Annotated in this window: 10 protein-coding genes; 9 read left to right on the top strand and 1 reads right to left on the bottom strand. The window is 35.6% G+C overall.

The features are described from left to right. The first annotated feature begins 6 nt into the window (after positions 1-6). From ACEN2I_RS02805 to ACEN2I_RS02770, 8 genes are all read left to right on the top strand, one after another. On the top strand, positions 7-1,950 hold the full coding sequence (locus tag ACEN2I_RS02805) for a RagB/SusD family nutrient uptake outer membrane protein (protein WP_441764604.1): 1,944 nt from the start codon (positions 7-9) through the stop codon (positions 1,948-1,950). 319 nt (positions 1,951-2,269) lie between these two features. Next, positions 2,270-3,796, top strand: coding sequence for a sialate O-acetylesterase (locus ACEN2I_RS02800; RefSeq protein ID WP_441764603.1), 1,527 nt, complete (start codon positions 2,270-2,272; stop codon positions 3,794-3,796). A gap of 55 nt (positions 3,797-3,851) precedes the next feature. Then, positions 3,852-4,181 (top strand): L-rhamnose mutarotase, encoded by a 330-nt coding sequence (gene rhaM, locus ACEN2I_RS02795; RefSeq protein WP_441764602.1) that lies wholly within the window; start codon positions 3,852-3,854, stop codon positions 4,179-4,181. 39 nt (positions 4,182-4,220) lie between these two features. Continuing rightward, positions 4,221-6,659, top strand: coding sequence for a DUF4982 domain-containing protein (locus ACEN2I_RS02790; RefSeq protein ID WP_441764601.1), 2,439 nt, complete (start codon positions 4,221-4,223; stop codon positions 6,657-6,659). Positions 6,660-6,717: 58 nt separating this feature from the next. Then, positions 6,718-7,752 carry a PKD domain-containing protein gene (locus ACEN2I_RS02785; RefSeq protein WP_441764600.1) on the top strand — a complete coding sequence of 345 codons (1,035 nt, stop codon included), beginning with the start codon at positions 6,718-6,720 and terminating at the stop codon, positions 7,750-7,752. Positions 7,753-7,776: 24 nt separating this feature from the next. Next, positions 7,777-9,060, top strand: a complete 1,284-nt coding sequence (locus ACEN2I_RS02780) for a DUF4861 family protein (protein ID WP_441764599.1) — start codon at positions 7,777-7,779, stop codon at positions 9,058-9,060. 30 nt (positions 9,061-9,090) lie between these two features. Further along, the gene (locus ACEN2I_RS02775; protein ID WP_441764598.1) at positions 9,091-10,443 is read left to right on the top strand and encodes a glycoside hydrolase family 88/105 protein; all 1,353 of its coding nucleotides are present in this window, start codon (positions 9,091-9,093) and stop codon (positions 10,441-10,443) included. A gap of 268 nt (positions 10,444-10,711) precedes the next feature. Then, positions 10,712-12,052, top strand: coding sequence for a hypothetical protein (locus ACEN2I_RS02770; protein ID WP_441764597.1), 1,341 nt, complete (start codon positions 10,712-10,714; stop codon positions 12,050-12,052). A gap of 135 nt (positions 12,053-12,187) precedes the next feature. Here the strand turns inward: ACEN2I_RS02770 and ACEN2I_RS02765 are convergent, their stop codons facing one another. After that, complete coding sequence (locus ACEN2I_RS02765) at positions 12,188-15,088, bottom strand: exo-beta-1,4-galactosidase (protein ID WP_441764596.1); 2,901 nt, start codon at positions 15,086-15,088, stop codon at positions 12,188-12,190. 200 nt (positions 15,089-15,288) lie between these two features. Between ACEN2I_RS02765 and ACEN2I_RS02760 the strand changes: the two genes are divergently transcribed. Next, positions 15,289-16,674: a family 43 glycosylhydrolase gene (locus ACEN2I_RS02760; protein WP_441764595.1), complete on the top strand. Its 1,386-nt coding sequence runs from the start codon at positions 15,289-15,291 to the stop codon at positions 16,672-16,674. The last annotated feature ends 11 nt before the right edge of the window (positions 16,675-16,685 follow it).

The raw sequence follows: 16,685 nt of genomic DNA, 5'->3' as shown, positions 1-16,685 counted from the left end.
ATGATTATGAAAAAATATAAAACGCTATATATTAATTTGATCTTGATTGCAGTATTATGTCTTAGTACTTCTTGCAGTGATGATTTTCTGGACGAAAAGCTAACTACGGCTTACACTAAAGATTACTACAAAACCGAAGCTGGTATTCAGGCTTTGGCAATTGGGACTTATTATCAGTCTTTTGCTTTAGAATTTGCATTAGAAGTGCCTCTTACTGCCACACAATCTGGTACTGACGAGTTTCATGCAGGAGGGGATCCTTCTAATCATATTTGGAATTCATATGCATCAGGATTGAATTCTTTTGTAACGGTTTCAAATGCAAATACTGTTGCAGCTAATACGAATTGGGACAACTTATACGTTGCTATTGGGAATGCTAATCAGCTAATTGAATCTGCTACAGTAATAGTTTCGACTAATGCAGCTATCAAAAAAACAGCTTTAGGTGAAGGTTATTTTTTAAGAGCTTTCAACTATTTAAAATTAGTTAGTCAGTATGGAGGTGTTCCATTAAAATTAGATTTGAGTACAACTGTTGAAGTTGAATTTAAAAGAGCTACTGCTGAAGAAGTCTTTACACAAATCATAGCAGATTTTACGCAGGCGTATGACTTACTGGATAATGCCGGGGGATCAGCAAAAATCACAAAAGATGCTGTTGCACATTACTTGGCAAAAGCTTATCTATCTCGTGCAAGTGAAATAAACGATAGTTGGAATTCGGCGACAAAAACTGCTGATTTACAAAAAGTAGTTATCTTGGCAGATGAAGTTATTGCTCACCATCCTTTAGCTCCTAATTTTGTAGATTTATGGAATTTTACTGCTCCTGATGGTGCTAATGAAAAATTATCAGAAATAATATTAGCGGGCCAATTTAATTCAAGTCAGTTAAATACGGGGTCAAATTGGCAACATTTGTATTTCCTATCCACTTATGATCAACTGCCTCAAATGAAGCGTAACCTTGCAGGGGGAAGACCATTCAGTCGTTTGGCTCCAACGTATTTTACGTATGATGTATTCGATAAGGTCAATGATTCTCGCTTTTGGAAAAGCTTTCAGACAAAAAGTATTATAAACAACGCATCTGGAAATATTTATAAAAATGGTGATTTAGGTATTATCTATATAATGAATACTCCAAATGATACTCGTTTTGCTAAAACTAAAAATACAGATGCTATCATTGATCCAAAAACTGGAAAAACAATTCCGAGTGCTTATGTGCAATATGCTGCAGATAAAGTTGGTTTAATGGCCGATGTAAGATTTCCATCTCTAAGTAAATATATGGATGGATCAAGGATCGATTTAACAAGTCAGAGAGGATCAAGAGATATTATATTAGCACGTTCTGCAGATACCTATTTAATAGCTGCCGAAGCAAAAGTACGTTTGGCTAAACAAGGTGCTGGAACGTTTGCTGATGCTTTACCCTACATTAATGCAGTTCGAAACCGTGGTGCTTATAAAGCGGGAGAAAACCGTGCGGCTTATACAGATGGATCTGCAGCCTGGACAACCGCTGGTCAGGCTGGCATTCCGATTTCATTTATTCCTGAAAATTCATATTATGAATCCAACAATATTGCTACTTCAACTGCAGCTACAAGTTTAACGATTAATAATATTAGTATGTTACCTGCAGAGGACGAGACTGTTATATCAAAACTGGGCTATGGAGGCGATTATGACCGTATGTTATGCTTAGTGTTAAATGAACGTACAAGAGAACTTTGTGGTGAATTTCATCGTTGGCAGGATTTAAGCAGAACTAAAACTTTGGTTGCTAGAGCGAAAGCTTATAATATAGAAGCAGCTCCAAACGTTGATGATTATCATACTTTACGCCCTATTCCGCAAACTTTCCTTGATGGAATATATGCAAATGGAAGACCATTAACAGCAGCAGAAAAAGATGAAATGCAGAATCCAGGGTACTAAGTTTACCCCACTTTCTATAAATTGTTTTTTTAACCGTCTCAAATTTGAGGCGGTTTTTTGTTTAGTTTATCTTAAAAGCAGGTTACAACAGGATTGTTATCAGATATTTAATGAATAAATTTGAATATTATATTTTTCAAAGTAGTTTGGAATTTAAATAGTAATTTATAAAAAATTAAGTGGTTTTAATTTTACAGGGCAGTAACGTGGTTATTGCTCTTTTTTTTGTTTTATATCTTAATAAAAACAGGGAAGCACAGGATACCAATGTTATATTCGTCCTCTATCTTTAAAATTCCAGTTTTAAATTTTAATAGCTATGATTTACATGAGAAATCTGTTTTTAGTTTTAATTATTTTAAGCGTTCAATTTTCAATAAAAGCGCAGGTTAAATTACCTGCTCTAGTAGCAGATAATATGGTTTTGCAGCAAAATGCAAAAGTTAATTTATGGGGATGGGGATCTCCAAACGAAAAAATAACTATTAAGTTAGGATGGCAAAATTCTCTGGTAGAAGTTATGGCAAATTCTGCTGGAGATTGGAAAGTAGCTGTTGATACTCCGCAAGGAAGTGAAAAAGCATATTCAATAACAATTAATGCGACTAACACAATTGTACTCAATAATATTCTGATTGGAGAAGTATGGATTTGTTCAGGACAGTCGAATATGTATTTCCCGGTTGGCAAAGAAGAGGCAACCTGGAAAACGGGAGTTAAAAACTACGAAGAGGAAATTGTAAATGCCAATTTCCCTAATATTAGATTGTTTACTGTTTTAACAAATGCTTCTCCCAAACCACTTGACGATGTTACAGGAAGCTGGGCAGCATGTTCGCCTAATACAATAAAAACGTTTTCGGCTGTTGCCTATTTTTTTGGAAGGGATTTGTATCAAAAGTTAAAAGTTCCAATTGGTTTAATTTCAACTTCATGGGGAGGCACAAAAGCCGAAGCCTGGACACCACAAAACGTTTTAGAAAATAATACCGATTTTTTAACCATTCTGGGAGAGGATGCTAAAAACGAAAAAATATATCAGGAAAAACTCGAAACGTATTATTTGAATTTAAGAAATGAACAATTAGCTAATAATAATTTAAAAACGGAAATTAAAAAACCCAAAAAAGAAGCAAATAAGACATCGTATGTGCTTTATAATGCGATGTTACATCCTCTAATAAATTACAGAATAAAAGGTGTGATCTGGTATCAGGGAGAAAGTAATTCAGGAAAAGCAAAATTGTATCAGAACTTGTTTCCTGCCATGGTAAAAAGTTGGAGAGAAGATTGGAAACAAGGCGATTTTCCTTTTTATTATGTACAAATTGCACCTCATAAAGGACAAACTCCTGAGATTAGGGAAGCACAACTATTATCTTTAAAAAAAATAACAAATGCAGGAATGGTTGTTACTACTGATGTTGGAAACGAAACAAACATTCATCCAATTGACAAACAGACTGTCGGTCATCGATTAGCTTTGATTGCAAGAGCAAAAACATATGGTGAAAATAAATTGGTGTATTCAGGACCAATGTATCATCATATGAAAATTACAAAAAATCGAGTTCAATTGTTTTTTGATAATGTAGATTCGGGTTTTAGAAAACCTTCTGAAGATTTAAAAGAATTTGAGATTGCAGGTGAAGACAAAATCTTTTATACAGCTGTAGCTAAAATTGAAGGGAAGACAATTTTAGTTTCTTCCGAAAAAGTAAAAAATCCTGTAGCAGTTCGTTTTGCATGGAAACCAGTTCCGGAACCTAATTTATTTAATGTAGAAAATTTACCGGCATCTCCTTTTAGGACAGATGATTGGATAATTGAAACTACTTTGAAATAATTTATTAGATTTTCAATATTTTTAAAATATAAATACAACTCTTAAAAATAAAAAGATGTCAAAAAATAATACAATTCGAAATGCTTTCAAAATGAAATTAAAACCGGGTTTTGAAGCAGAATATAAAAAACGACATGATGAAATTTGGCCAGAATTGTCAAGTTTACTTTCGGAAACCGGAATACACGATTACAGTATTTTTTTGGACGAAGAAACCTTAATTCTTTTTGCAATCCAAAAAATAAGTACTGACTTTGATTTTGATTTGCTGCCGAATCATCCAATAGTAAAAAAATGGTGGGCTTATATGGGAGATATTATGGAAACTAATCCGGATAATTCTCCAAAAGCGGTAGGGTTGAAAGAAGTTTTTCACTTGGATTAATTATATTTATAGTTGCCATTAATAAACAACACAAAAACAATGCATTTTAAAAAAAACGCTCTTTTCATTCTTTCTTTTTTAGTAGCTGGTTTTTTACTTAACGCTCAGCAAAGAACTATTACTGAATTAAATAAAGGATGGAAATTTGCTAAAGGCAAAAATGAAAAAGCTTTTGAAAGTAATTTTAACGACACAAAATGGCAGTCGGTAACAGTACCGCATGATTGGGCTATTTACGGTCCGTTTGATAAAGAAGTGGATAAACAAACTATTGCCATTGTTCAAAATGGAGAAAAAGTGGCTACTGAAAAAACGGGTAGGACTGGTTCATTGCCTTACATTGGTGAGGCCTGGTACAGAAATGATTTCTCAGTTCCTAATTTAAATAAGAACAAAAAAGTCTTACTTCTTTTTGAAGGCGCCATGAGTGAGCCAAAAGTATTTGTAAATGGCAAAAAAGCAGGAGAGTGGAATTATGGATACAATTATTTTTATCTCGATGTAACCGATTATGTTTCGGGGACGGAGAAAAACAGTCTGGCTGTTCATGTTTCTAATGTAGGCTTATCATCAAGATGGTATCCCGGAGCAGGTTTATATAGAAAAGTAAAATTGATTGTAAAAAACAAAGAAAGCATTGACCAATGGGGAACTTTTATTACAACGTCTGTTGTTACAAAGGATTTGGCCAAAGTAAATATCAAAACAAAAGTTACAGGCGAGAATCTTAAAATTGCCATCAAAATAAAAGATGCCAACGGAAATGAAATTTCTGAAAATAAATCAGATGCCCTTTTCGGAAATGAATTTGAGGAAAATATAGCCGTAAAAAATCCAAAATTATGGAGTCCGGAAACGCCTTATCTTTATACAGCTGTTACTCAAATATATGCTGGCGATGTTCTTAAAGATGAGACCAGTACAAGATTTGGAATTCGTACCATTAAATATGAGCCAAATAAAGGATTTAGTTTAAATGGAGAAATCAGAAAATTTAAAGGAGTTTGTCTGCATCATGATTTAGGACCTATTGGAACAGCTATTAACAAAGCGGCTTTACGAAGACAATTGACCATTTTGAAAGACTTAGGTTGTAATGCAATTCGAAGTTCTCACAACATGCCCTCATTGGAACAGCTTGAATTGTGTGATGAAATGGGTTTTATGTTTTTAGCCGAAACTTTTGACGAATGGGCGAAACCTAAAGTTAAAAATGGTTACAACCGATTTTTCAAAACCGATGCTGAAAAAGACATTATCAATCTGGTTCACGCTACCCGAAATCATCCTTCGATCGTAATGTGGAGTTCAGGTAATGAGGTTCCGGATCAATGGGGAGCTGAAGGTGTGAAAAGAGCAAAATGGCTTCAGGAAATTTTTCACAGAGAAGATCCAACCCGACCAGTTACGGTAGGGATGGATCAGGTGAAAGCTACAATGGAATCCGGATTTGGAGCCTTAATGGATATTCCCGGGTTAAATTATCGAGTACATTTATATGAAGAAGCTTTTAAGAAATTTCCTCAGGGATTTATTTTAGGCTCAGAAACCGCTTCAACAGTAAGTTCACGTGGGATTTATAAATTTCCGGCCGAAAAAGGAATATCAAAACAATATGATGATTTTCAAAGCTCTTCTTATGATCTAGAATATTGCAGCTGGTCGAATTTGCCAGAGGACGATTTTATTTTACAGGACGATAAGCCTTGGGTTATTGGAGAATTTGTATGGACAGGATTTGATTATCTGGGAGAACCCACACCTTATGACGACAAATGGCCTTCGAGAAGTTCTTATTTTGGACTCAGTGATTTAGCAGGTTTGCCAAAAGATCGTTTTTACTTATACAGAAGCCGTTGGAATACTAATGATCAAACTTTGCACATTTTACCTCATTGGAATTGGGAAGGCAGAGAAGGTCAGACAACACCGGTATTTGTTTATACGAATTATGATAGTGCCGAGCTTTTTGTGAATGGAAAAAGCATGGGGATTCAGAAGAAAAACAATTCAAATCCCCAAGCCAGATATCGTTTGATGTGGATGGATGTTAAATATGAACCGGGAATACTAAAAGTTGTTGCACTTGACAAAAACGGAAAGGTGGTTGCCGAGGAAGAAATACATACGGTAGGAAAACCCTATCAGATAAAATTGGAAGCAGACAGAAATACGCTGGAAGCCAATGGTGAAGACTTATCTTTTGTAACGGTCTCAGTTGTAGATAAAAACGGAAATCTTTGTCAAACTGCCACTGAACAATTAAAATTTAATGTTACAGGTAAAGGAACTTATCGTGCGGCCTGTAATGGAGATGCGACCTCATTAGAACTATTTCATTTGCCAACTATGAAATTATTTAGTGGTAAATTAGTTGTTTTGGTGCAATCAACAGAAGAAGCCGGTAAAATCGAATTATCAGTAACAGGTAAAGCGTTGAAAACAGGTAAAATTACTTTGAATTCGAATAAAATTTAAAATTGCAGGTATGAAGCGACATAAAATAAATACTTTTTTTTGTTTGATACTATTTTGTATGTTGTTTAAATGCTGGTCACAGGATACCAGAAGCTTTAAGGTTTTTCAGTTTCCTGCCAATAAAATTCCAACCATTGATGGAAAAGCTGACGACTGGAAAATGGTTCCTGAAAGTTATACAGTTGGTATGGATCAATTATGGGATGACAGTAAAAAGTATGCCAAATCAGATTCAAAAAACTTAGATGTAAGTGTTAAAGTTGCCTGGGTGAAAGGATTGAATCGCCTGTATTTTTTATATGAAGCTTATGATGATTATTGGGATTTTTCACTGCCGGGTCTTCACAATGATACCTTTGAAATTATTGTAGATGCTGACCAGTCTGGCGGGCCATTTATAGACAGGTTTCATCCTAATCCTGCATTAACCAATACAATGGATGCCTATTTTTCTTATCATGGAGTACATGCCCAAAATTACCATATTTTCACACCTGCCGAAGGAAAAGACTGGACACTCGTTTGGGGAAGTCAGCCCTGGATTAAGGAACTGCCTTATGCCAATGCGGCTTCCAATTATAATTTTAAACACGGAGAGTCAGGTAAACTGACTTTAGAATTCTGGATTACTCCTTTTGATTATGCAGGAAATGATCCTTCGAGAGCTGTAGAATCCATTTTGGAGGAAAACAAAAATATAGGTCTTTGTTGGGCAATTATCGATTATGATGATGTGAATAAAGAAGAAAACAACGGCTTTTGGAATCTTTCAAAAGAACATAAAATGTACGGAAATGCGTCTTACAGTCTGCCTTTTAAATTGATGCCTTTAGAAGAAAAATTAAAAAAAGGAATCAGTGCAAAATGGACTTTTAATGTACTTGATAAAAATAAAAGAACAGTAGCTTTCATCAATCAGTCCGAAGGTGGAATTGAATCCTATAAATGGGATTTTGGGGATGGCAGTACTTCATCGGAAAAAAATCCGGTTCATGAATATAAAGAAGCTGGAAAATACATCGTCGTTTTGGATATTACAGGACCAAAAGGAAAAGCAAGATTATCAAAAATTTGGGATGTTGCAGTAAAATAATCAGAAAAATAAAAACTAAGAATAATGAAATCAAAACGATGTCTTTCAATAGCTTTATCGGCTATGATTTTTATAAGTTGTAAAGCTCAAAAATCACAATCCACTAAAATTATTTTAACCAATAATTCTGATTTAGAGTTATCTCAAAAAGCAATTTCCATAAAAAGAAGTATGCTTAAGGTAAAAGGGACTGAAAAAACTTTTCCAATCGTTTTACAAAAATCAGATACGATTGCCGCTCAGGTAAATGATCCCAATGGAGACGGAAAATGGGACGAGTTGTTTTTTGTGGCTGATTTTGCGGCTAAAGAAAAGAAAACTATTGAGCTTAAATGGTCAAATACTGATCCTAAATATACTGTAAAAACCAGTGCGAGATTCGGAAAAAGAGAAGCTGAAAATTTACCGGTGCAGCCCGCAACCGAAGAAGTTTTATTAGCGAATCAGGTGTATAAAAAACTAGGATTTCAAAAATACCAGACTGATGGTCCAACGTGGGAAAATGATAAGGTTGGATTCAGACATTACCTGGATGGAAGAAATTGCAAAGATGTTTTCGGTAAAAAAACGCCCGGAATTACACCAGAAAATGTTGGGATTAACAGTAAAGGAGCAGTAGAAGACAATTACCATCAGATGCACGATTGGGGCAGGGATATTTTTCCTGTTGGAACTTCAGCCGGACTAGGCGGTTACGGATTGCTTGTTGGAAATGAGCTTAACAGACTTGGTATTCTGATCAATGATACGATAAATAACGTTGAAAAAACAACTTTTAAAATTGTGAGCGAAGGTGCTGTAAATTCGGTTTTAAGTTATCATTATGAAAACTGGGAAGCATCAGGAAATAAATATCAGGTACAGGAAACAGCGTCTATCTGGCCTGGAATGTACGGATATAAAAATACAGTTTCTTTAAACGGATTAAAAGGAAAAGAAACATTAGTAATTGCACTTTCTAACATCAATAATCAGAATCCATTACAGGTAATTGATGCCGGGGATTATGTCTGTTTCATTCAGCATGATAAATTAACCTACGAAAGAGAATGGATATTAGGAACCGGGTTAATTATTCCGAAAGACAGTTACAAAGGATATATAGAAGCCCCAAAAACAGGCAAATTAACAAACTCTTATTTGATAAAAGTCAGTACAAAAAATAATCAGCCAATTAGTTATTATCCAATAGCCGGATGGGAATTGAGTGCTGATGAAAATTTTAAAGATTCTACATATTTCACCAATTATGTAACCAATTTAGCGAAAGAGCTTTCTGTTAAGATAAATGTTGAAATAAGTAAATAAATTAAATTACTACTATCTAAATACCTAACTATGACCTATAAACCAACCACAATCATTACGTTGTTTGCATTAGGAGTATTTGCCTGCGTAAACGCTCAGACAAATGATGCTACAACACCATTGCACTTAATGCAGCCCGATTATCCAACACCGTATGTTATTCCGCAAAAGAACGACATAAAAGTGGTATTAGACAGAGTCTATAACTTTTTAGATAAAAATTCAGCATCTAAGATTGTCAATGCCACAACAAAGGCTGAAATTACGGATTTCAAGAAAAACAAGGAAGACATCATTTTTGAGCCTGGTGCATTTAGACTTACCAGTTATGAATGGGGCGTTACCTATGCTGGAATGTTGCTGGCTTCTAAAGCTACCGGTGAAAAATATTTTGCCGATTATTCGAATAAACGAATAAAGCTAATCGCTGATGTTGCCGAAAATATTCAGGAAAAAAACATCAAAGACAAAGACATGCTAAAGACGCTTCATCCGGAGGCATTGGATTTTGCAGGAGCACTTTGTGCAGCGTTTATTAAAGCCAAAAAAGACGGTTTAAAAGCAAATATCGATCCTCTGGTAAACAATTACATCGACTTTATCAGCAACAAACAGTTTAGATTAAAAGACGGAACCTTAGCAAGAAACAGACCGCAGGACAATACACTCTGGTTAGATGATATGTTTATGAGTGTGCCTGCTTTAGCACAAATGGGAAGCCATACCGGAGAGGTTAAATATTTTGATGATGCCGTAAAACAGGTTAATCAGTTTTCTAAAAGGATGTTTAACGAGCAAAAAGGTATCTACATGCATGGATGGGTAGAGTCGATGGAGGTGCATCCGCAGTTTCATTGGGCAAGGGCAAATGGCTGGGCTATAATGACTATGGTAGAGTTACTTGAAGTTTTACCTAAGAATCACTCTGGATATCCTCAGGTTTTGGTACAGCTTCAAAAACACATCGCCGGATTAGCACAATATCAGGACGGAACTGGTTTTTGGCACCAATTACTGGATAGAAATGATTCGTATTTAGAGACTTCGGCAACTGCCATTTACACCTATTCGATTGCCAGAGCCATTAATCGCGGTTATGTAGATAAAATGACCTATGGTCCAGCTGTTTTATTGGGTTGGAATGCAGTAGCGTCAAAAGTAAATGATAAAGGGCAGGTAGAAGGAACTTGTGTAGGAACGGGAATGGGGTTTGATCCTGCATTTTATTATTATCGTCCTGTAAACGTATTTGCAGCTCACGGTTATGGACCGGTTTTATTGGCTGGAGCCGAAGTGATGCTGTTGTTAAAAGATACTCAGTTTCAGATAAACGACAGTGCTATACAGTTGAAAGTTGAAGGAAAAAACAATCTGCATAAATAAGTAAAAGGTAAAATGTTATTTGTGAGAAGTTAGATGTTTTGATTTTTTAAGTGTAATACTGATTAAATATATTTTCTAAGTCAAAAAATGTAAAATTTATTAGCCTTCAGCTTTAGATGTAGGTTAAAATTCTAATGTATTATCGGCTTTAGCCAAATTTTATTACTTCAAAATAAAACTTTGCGTCTTAGCGCTTCTGCGAGATTAATTGAGACAGAAAATCAAGTATTTTGTTATTCTCAGCTGTCGATTCCTAAATGAATATAAAATGAAATTAAATTCCATAGTAAATATACTTTTCCTATTATTCACCATAACAACTTTCAGCCAGATTGGGACTCGATTTGCATCAGAAAAAAAGATTATAAAAGATCCTGTTACGGGCTTTGATTTAATTTTTTTGACAACGAAATCAGCAGGTGATTCTAAGACATATCCAACGCATCCCCAATGGACCGCAGATGGAGAATGGCTGATTTTCAGAACTAAAAGAGCCAATGGCGAAGCAGTAGCTGTCAACGAAAAATCAGGAATAATGGTTCAGGTCACCGAAGGCGGTTATACCGGAACATTATGTATGGCTCAAAAATCGATGAAATTGTATTTTATGCGCAAAGCAGCAGGTGATAAAATACAGATTATGGAAGTAAATCTGGAAGCTCTTTTTAAAGACAGTCAGGCTGGGAAAATGAAACCTGTTTCAGCTTACGAAAAAATCTGCGGTGTAACAACTCCTGAAATGGGCGCTTCTGGTGATATGGCTTTGGATGCTGATGAAGAAAAGGTTTATTTTAGAGTAGGAAAAGAAGAAGCGGGAAGACATTTAGATCCTAATGCTAAAATTGAAAAAAGTTTTGGTCCAAGAAATATGGGCGCAGGTCCGGGTGGAATTGGAAGTATGAATATAAAAACAGGGGAATTCAAACATGTGGTTTCAGTCCCTTTTCAGGTTGGACATATCCAGTCAAATATCTGGAATCCGGGTGAGATTGTTTTTTGCTGGGAAACCGGAGGAAAATCTCCACAGCGTACCTGGACAGTTATGGCTGACGGAACTGGCTTAAGACCTTTATATCCGGAGTCTGATTTTGAGTGGGTTACTCATGAAGCTGTTATTTCTAAAGATGAAGTAGCCATAGCCATTATGGGACATCGAAAAATTGATATTCAGAAATATTCTCCTGTAGAACTAGCTGAAAACGGCGAGATTAGAAACCCTGTCAATCCGGGTCAGGAAAGCAATTGGGGAGCGACAGGAACACGCGAAAAGCCAACTGGTTTAGGAATTGTAAATCTTAGAACCCGCGAAATGATTATTGTCGGGCAAACCAAAAGCGGAAGCGGTTTATGGCATGTACACGGTTCTGCAGACGGAAGATGGGCAGTTGGAGATGATTTTTCGAGAAGTTTGTATTTAATAGATAGAAACACAAACGAAATGATGATGCTTACAACAGGCCATAAACAATCTGCCGCAGATCATATTCATCCTACGTTTAACAGAGATGGAACCAAAATTCAAATTCAGTCTGCTATGCTTTCTGAGGATAATCGGACAATGAATATCTGTATTGTGAATGTGCCAAAAGAGTGGCTCAAACGAAAGTAAAATAATAACATTTTTTTGATTTGCTGAAGGAAAAAGCGTTAAAGGGATCTAATCTTTTTTAATGCTTTTTGTTTTTTCTCAGTTTTTATATGTTTTTTTTAAAACCATAACTTGTAAAAATATTTTTAAAATAGTTTATTTTATCTTATTCTGATTAGAATTCGGTTTCAATTCATCAGGACTGTCTTTGGTAAAAGTTTTAAATTGTTCTTTTGAAGGACTCACAAAAATATCTTTTAAAACTTCAAAACTCAAATCCTCTTTTGGATCAAAAGCATCTGAATTCATGTATTCTTGGAGTGAGATAAATAATTGTTTTGCAGCCGGCTTGTTTTGAAGATCAGGTCTTAAATCGGCACTGCTCACTATAATTTTTCCTTTACCTACTTTGGCTTCAATTAGTAACGCCAATCTGCGATTCATAAACCACGTATCTATAGGCTGAACTAATGGACGGAAACTTGCCGGAAAATCTTCCAGATTCATAACCTGTGACCGATTTTGAATTTCCCACCATTGCAAATCACTATGAAAACTGGTTGGAAAATTGGCGAAAGCAGGGCTATTATCCTGAATCAGCATTCCGGTAACGTGTGGCGGGCGCATTTTAAACCAGGAAGTATTCCAGAAAACAGGAAGAAAATGCATTTCGACTTCTTTTCCTTTTACAACTTTCCCTGATGCATTCAAAAATACTTTTCCTCCATTTTGTAATAGTTCGTTGGCTTTGTCATCTAATATGTTAGTGTAATAAATTGAATTTACAACTTCAGCATTGGTATTCGGATATACCCAAAAATCCCAGTCGTTTGCATAAGAAGTATTGTTGACTTTTACTTCCAGATTTAATTTAGAGGCAACCTGAATTTCGTTCAACGGAAAAGCTAAATTTCCAACGAAAAGACCATTTCCATTTTCGAAAGTTTTAGCGTCGAAATTTCCGGAAGAAAGAATAGCTCCTTTTTCATTTTTGATGTTCCAGCTTATCACAGCATTTTTTAAAGGCGCTTTGCCCGAATGAAAAAGAGCTATTTCTGCTTTAAAGGTTTCGTCGTTGGTATAAACAAACTTTGAAACCTTTGCTAAAGGAACTGTTTTGTTGCAAAATCGTTTGTATTCTTCAGAAGTAACATATCCTTTTTCCTGAAAAAAAGCATCCAAAACCCCCACTAATGCTGTTCCCTGACCTGGGAAATCCTGTAATCCTAAAGCTTGAAAACCTGCAAATCCGGGAGTTCTCAGCATTTTTTCAATCTCGTTTTTATAACACAAAACCTGTAGTTTTCCCGAAGCATTCAGGAAGTCTTTTGCCTGGTTTTTCATGTTGTGGTCTTCCAAATCCTGACGAAACATTTCGAAATTTTTGGCTCTGTAAACGCCTTTGTATTTGTCAATTTCTTCAAAATTAGGGAAAACACAATACTGACCGATTTCGTGTGCTACAAAAGGGACTTTAAAAGGGGCAATTCCGGTACTGAAATCCGTTTCGGTTTCAGGTAATTTATTCCAATTCAAACCTCTTACACCGCCACGTGACTGGTATTCTGCATTTGGAACTACAGGCCAGCTTCCGCCAACTGACATTCCGGTATAAACTCTTCTGCTGTCCCTGGCTTTCCAAAAATTCACAAATTCATTCAGGTATTTAACCTGATTTCCCGCTGGCTCATTTCCGGCAGACAACATCGTAAACGAAGCATAATTACCATATTCTTTTGCCATTCGTGTAGTTTCATCGTATAGAAATTGATCAACAGGCTGACCCAGTCCAATTTTAGGTCCATGATTAGGCCAACTTGGGCCTTCGGGCTGTAAATAGAGTCCAATTTTATCTGCAGCAATAAAAGCTGCTTCTGGAGGACACCACGAATGAAAACGAACATGGTTTAATCCATACGATTTGATGGTTTTAAAGATTTTCTCCCAGGCACCAACCGTTGTTGCAGGATAACCTGTTAATGGAAATTCGCAATTATGAACCGTTCCGCGAAGAAAAACAGGTATATCGTTTATCAGAAATTGGTTCTCTTTAATTTTAAATTCACGCATCCCAAACGGAACTTTTTTCTCAAAGTCTATTCCTTTCGCCTTTAGCTTTAGGTTCAGATGATATAAAGCAGGATCAAATTCGTCCCAGGTCAGCATTCCTTTTCCAAAAGGAAGTTCAATTTCAATGGTTTTAGCATTTGTATCAGGTATATTTATGTTAGTAACAATCTCCTTTGTCTGGTCTGATTTTGCAGCGTTGAAACTTTTTGCAGATAAGGATAGCTTTCCACTAAACTCATTTGAAGTGCTATTGTAAATCGTGATTTTTAAGCGGGCTTTTTTGTTTTTTACATCAGGATAAACCTGAACATCGTCGATATAAACAGGCGAAAATGATTCCAGTGCTATTTTTCCAATAATGCCATTCCAATTTCCTTGTGTGTGATCGGTAACGCTATGGGAATCCGGGCCTACATTTATTTTAGTAATTCGATTATCAATGCGAATAGAAATACGCTGTTTTCCCGGTAAAAGAAATGCGCTTAGATCGTAAATGTGAGGGGCTACTAACGAGTTTTGCAAACCTACTTCTTTGTCATTTATCCAGACTCTGGTTTCTATATGGGCTCTTTCGAGGTGAAGAAGAATTCGTTTCCCTTTCCAGTCTGAAGGAACATTTACTTCCTTTTGATACCAGGCAGCTCCCACGTAATGTTTAGCAGGAGTTAGCCAAAACGGAATATGGATATTCCCGGGCTGGCGGTATTTTTCTAACCGTGGAATAAAATAGAAAGAACTGTCATATATAGAACCTGTCCACTTTGTTTTTAGGGTTATATCATCTCCTTTTAGAAATTCAGCCATAGAACCCGGCAGTTTTATAACATCAGAAAGATTTTTGTTAAACCATTTTTCGGTTATTCCCTTATCATTTCGGTCAATTTCAAAATACCAGGTACCTTCCAGATTAATCTCATCATTTTTAAAACTGCTAAAAGTGAACAAAACAGTGAGTAATAGAAATATGTAGCTGTATTTTTTCATCATAATCAGATTAGTAGTAAGTAAAAATAACCGAATAGCCAAGAATTGTTATCCTGTTGCATCCTGTTGTTATTTAAATTATAAACAGATAGCACAGGACAGTATAAAAGTCTGAAAAAAGTATATTTGTTTCAATCATAGGGTAATAAATAAAAATGTTCCGAAATAAGTGTTCTATTCTCAGTAATTTAAGTAAAAAAGCAATGTATGTTATTTTTTTAATTAATGCTTCTTATGCATTTGCACAAATTCATGGGAAATACGACGCCATTTATTCCGGAACTCCCTGGTTCGACCAGAACGGAAATGTTGTAAGTGCTCACGGAGCTAATATTGTTAAAGAAAAAGATACGTTCTATCTTTTTGGAGAAGCACATACTGATACCAGTAATGCTTTTGTTGGGTTTAATTGTTATTCTTCAAAAGATTTATATAGCTGGAAATTTGAAAGTATGGCACTTCCGGTACAAAAGTCAGGTAAATTAGGTCCAAATCGAGTTGGCGAAAGACCAAAAGTAATGAAGTGTCCCAAAACAGGAGAGTTTATAATGTACATGCATGCCGATTCTTTAACGTATAAAGATCAGTTTGTAGGTTATGCTGTTTCTAAAAAAATAAAAGGACCGTATCAGTTTAAAGGACCACTTTTGTTTAATGGAAAACCGATAAAAAAATGGGACATGGGAACTTTTCAGGACACTGATGGCTCAGGATATGTTTTGGTACACGGTGGTGAAATTTATAAATTGAATGATGATTATAAGTCAGTTGCAGAGAAAGTAAACGAAAATATTACTTCAGGATTCGAATCACCTGCTATGCTTAAAAAAGATGGACTTTATTATTTTATAGGTTCACATTTAACGAGCTGGGAGAAAAACGATAATTATTATTATACCTCAATTTCGCTCAGAGGACCTTGGATTTCTCAGGGTTTAATCGCTCCGGAAGGAACGTTAACATGGAATTCACAATGTACTTTTGTATTGCCAATTCAAGGTACAAAAGAAACAACCTACATGTTTATGGGTGACCGCTGGTCTTTTCCTAAACAGGCTTCTTCGGCAACTTATGTCTGGCAGCCACTTGTTTTTTCTGGAAAGTCACTATCGATTCCAAATTATCAGGATGCCTGGCAAATTGATTTAGCAAAGGGAATCGCCTCTTCAAAGGAAACTTCGGATACAATCATAAAAAATAACGACAAGCAAATTGAATTTAAGGGCAATTGGAAAAACACAGATTCCGAAAGTAAATCGGATGAAAAAGACGCTTCGTTTACAATCAAATTCTCCGGTCAGCAAATCGCTTTGTATAGCTTAGTCAGTTCAGAAAATGGGTATGCAAAAGTTGTTTTAACCGATGAAAAAGGCAAGATAATTGTAAAAGCTGTTGTTGATATGTACAGCAAATTTTCAGTATTATCACAAGTTTTCAGGTCTCCTGTTTTGAAGAAAGGCAACTATAAATTGACTGTTTATAATACAGGCGAAAGGCCAAATTGGTCAGATAAAAAGAAAAATATTTATGGCAGTACAGGAAATTATATTTCTATTAGCCAAATTAAAATAAAACCTCATAAAATTTAAAAACCAAAAAA

The sequence above is a fragment of the Flavobacterium sp. W22_SRS_FK3 genome (assembly GCF_052113665.1).
Taxonomy (GTDB): domain Bacteria; phylum Bacteroidota; class Bacteroidia; order Flavobacteriales; family Flavobacteriaceae; genus Flavobacterium.
This window is presented reverse-complemented; position numbering and strand designations above follow the sequence as displayed.

Bases quoted from the DNA above. Each gene is read 5' to 3' on its own strand.
- ACEN2I_RS02805 (WP_441764604.1), top strand. From the start codon at position 7: ATGAAAAAATATAAAACGCTATATATTAATTTGATCTTGATTGCAGTA.
- ACEN2I_RS02800 (WP_441764603.1), top strand. From the start codon at position 2,270: ATGATTTACATGAGAAATCTGTTTTTAGTTTTAATTATTTTAAGCGTT.
- rhaM (WP_441764602.1), top strand. From the start codon at position 3,852: ATGTCAAAAAATAATACAATTCGAAATGCTTTCAAAATGAAATTAAAA.
- ACEN2I_RS02790 (WP_441764601.1), top strand. From the start codon at position 4,221: ATGCATTTTAAAAAAAACGCTCTTTTCATTCTTTCTTTTTTAGTAGCT.
- ACEN2I_RS02785 (WP_441764600.1), top strand. From the start codon at position 6,718: ATGTTGTTTAAATGCTGGTCACAGGATACCAGAAGCTTTAAGGTTTTT.
- ACEN2I_RS02780 (WP_441764599.1), top strand. From the start codon at position 7,777: ATGAAATCAAAACGATGTCTTTCAATAGCTTTATCGGCTATGATTTTT.
- ACEN2I_RS02775 (WP_441764598.1), top strand. From the start codon at position 9,091: ATGACCTATAAACCAACCACAATCATTACGTTGTTTGCATTAGGAGTA.
- ACEN2I_RS02770 (WP_441764597.1), top strand. From the start codon at position 10,712: ATGAAATTAAATTCCATAGTAAATATACTTTTCCTATTATTCACCATA.
- ACEN2I_RS02765 (WP_441764596.1), bottom strand. From the start codon at position 15,088: ATGATGAAAAAATACAGCTACATATTTCTATTACTCACTGTTTTGTTC.
- ACEN2I_RS02760 (WP_441764595.1), top strand. From the start codon at position 15,289: ATGTATGTTATTTTTTTAATTAATGCTTCTTATGCATTTGCACAAATT.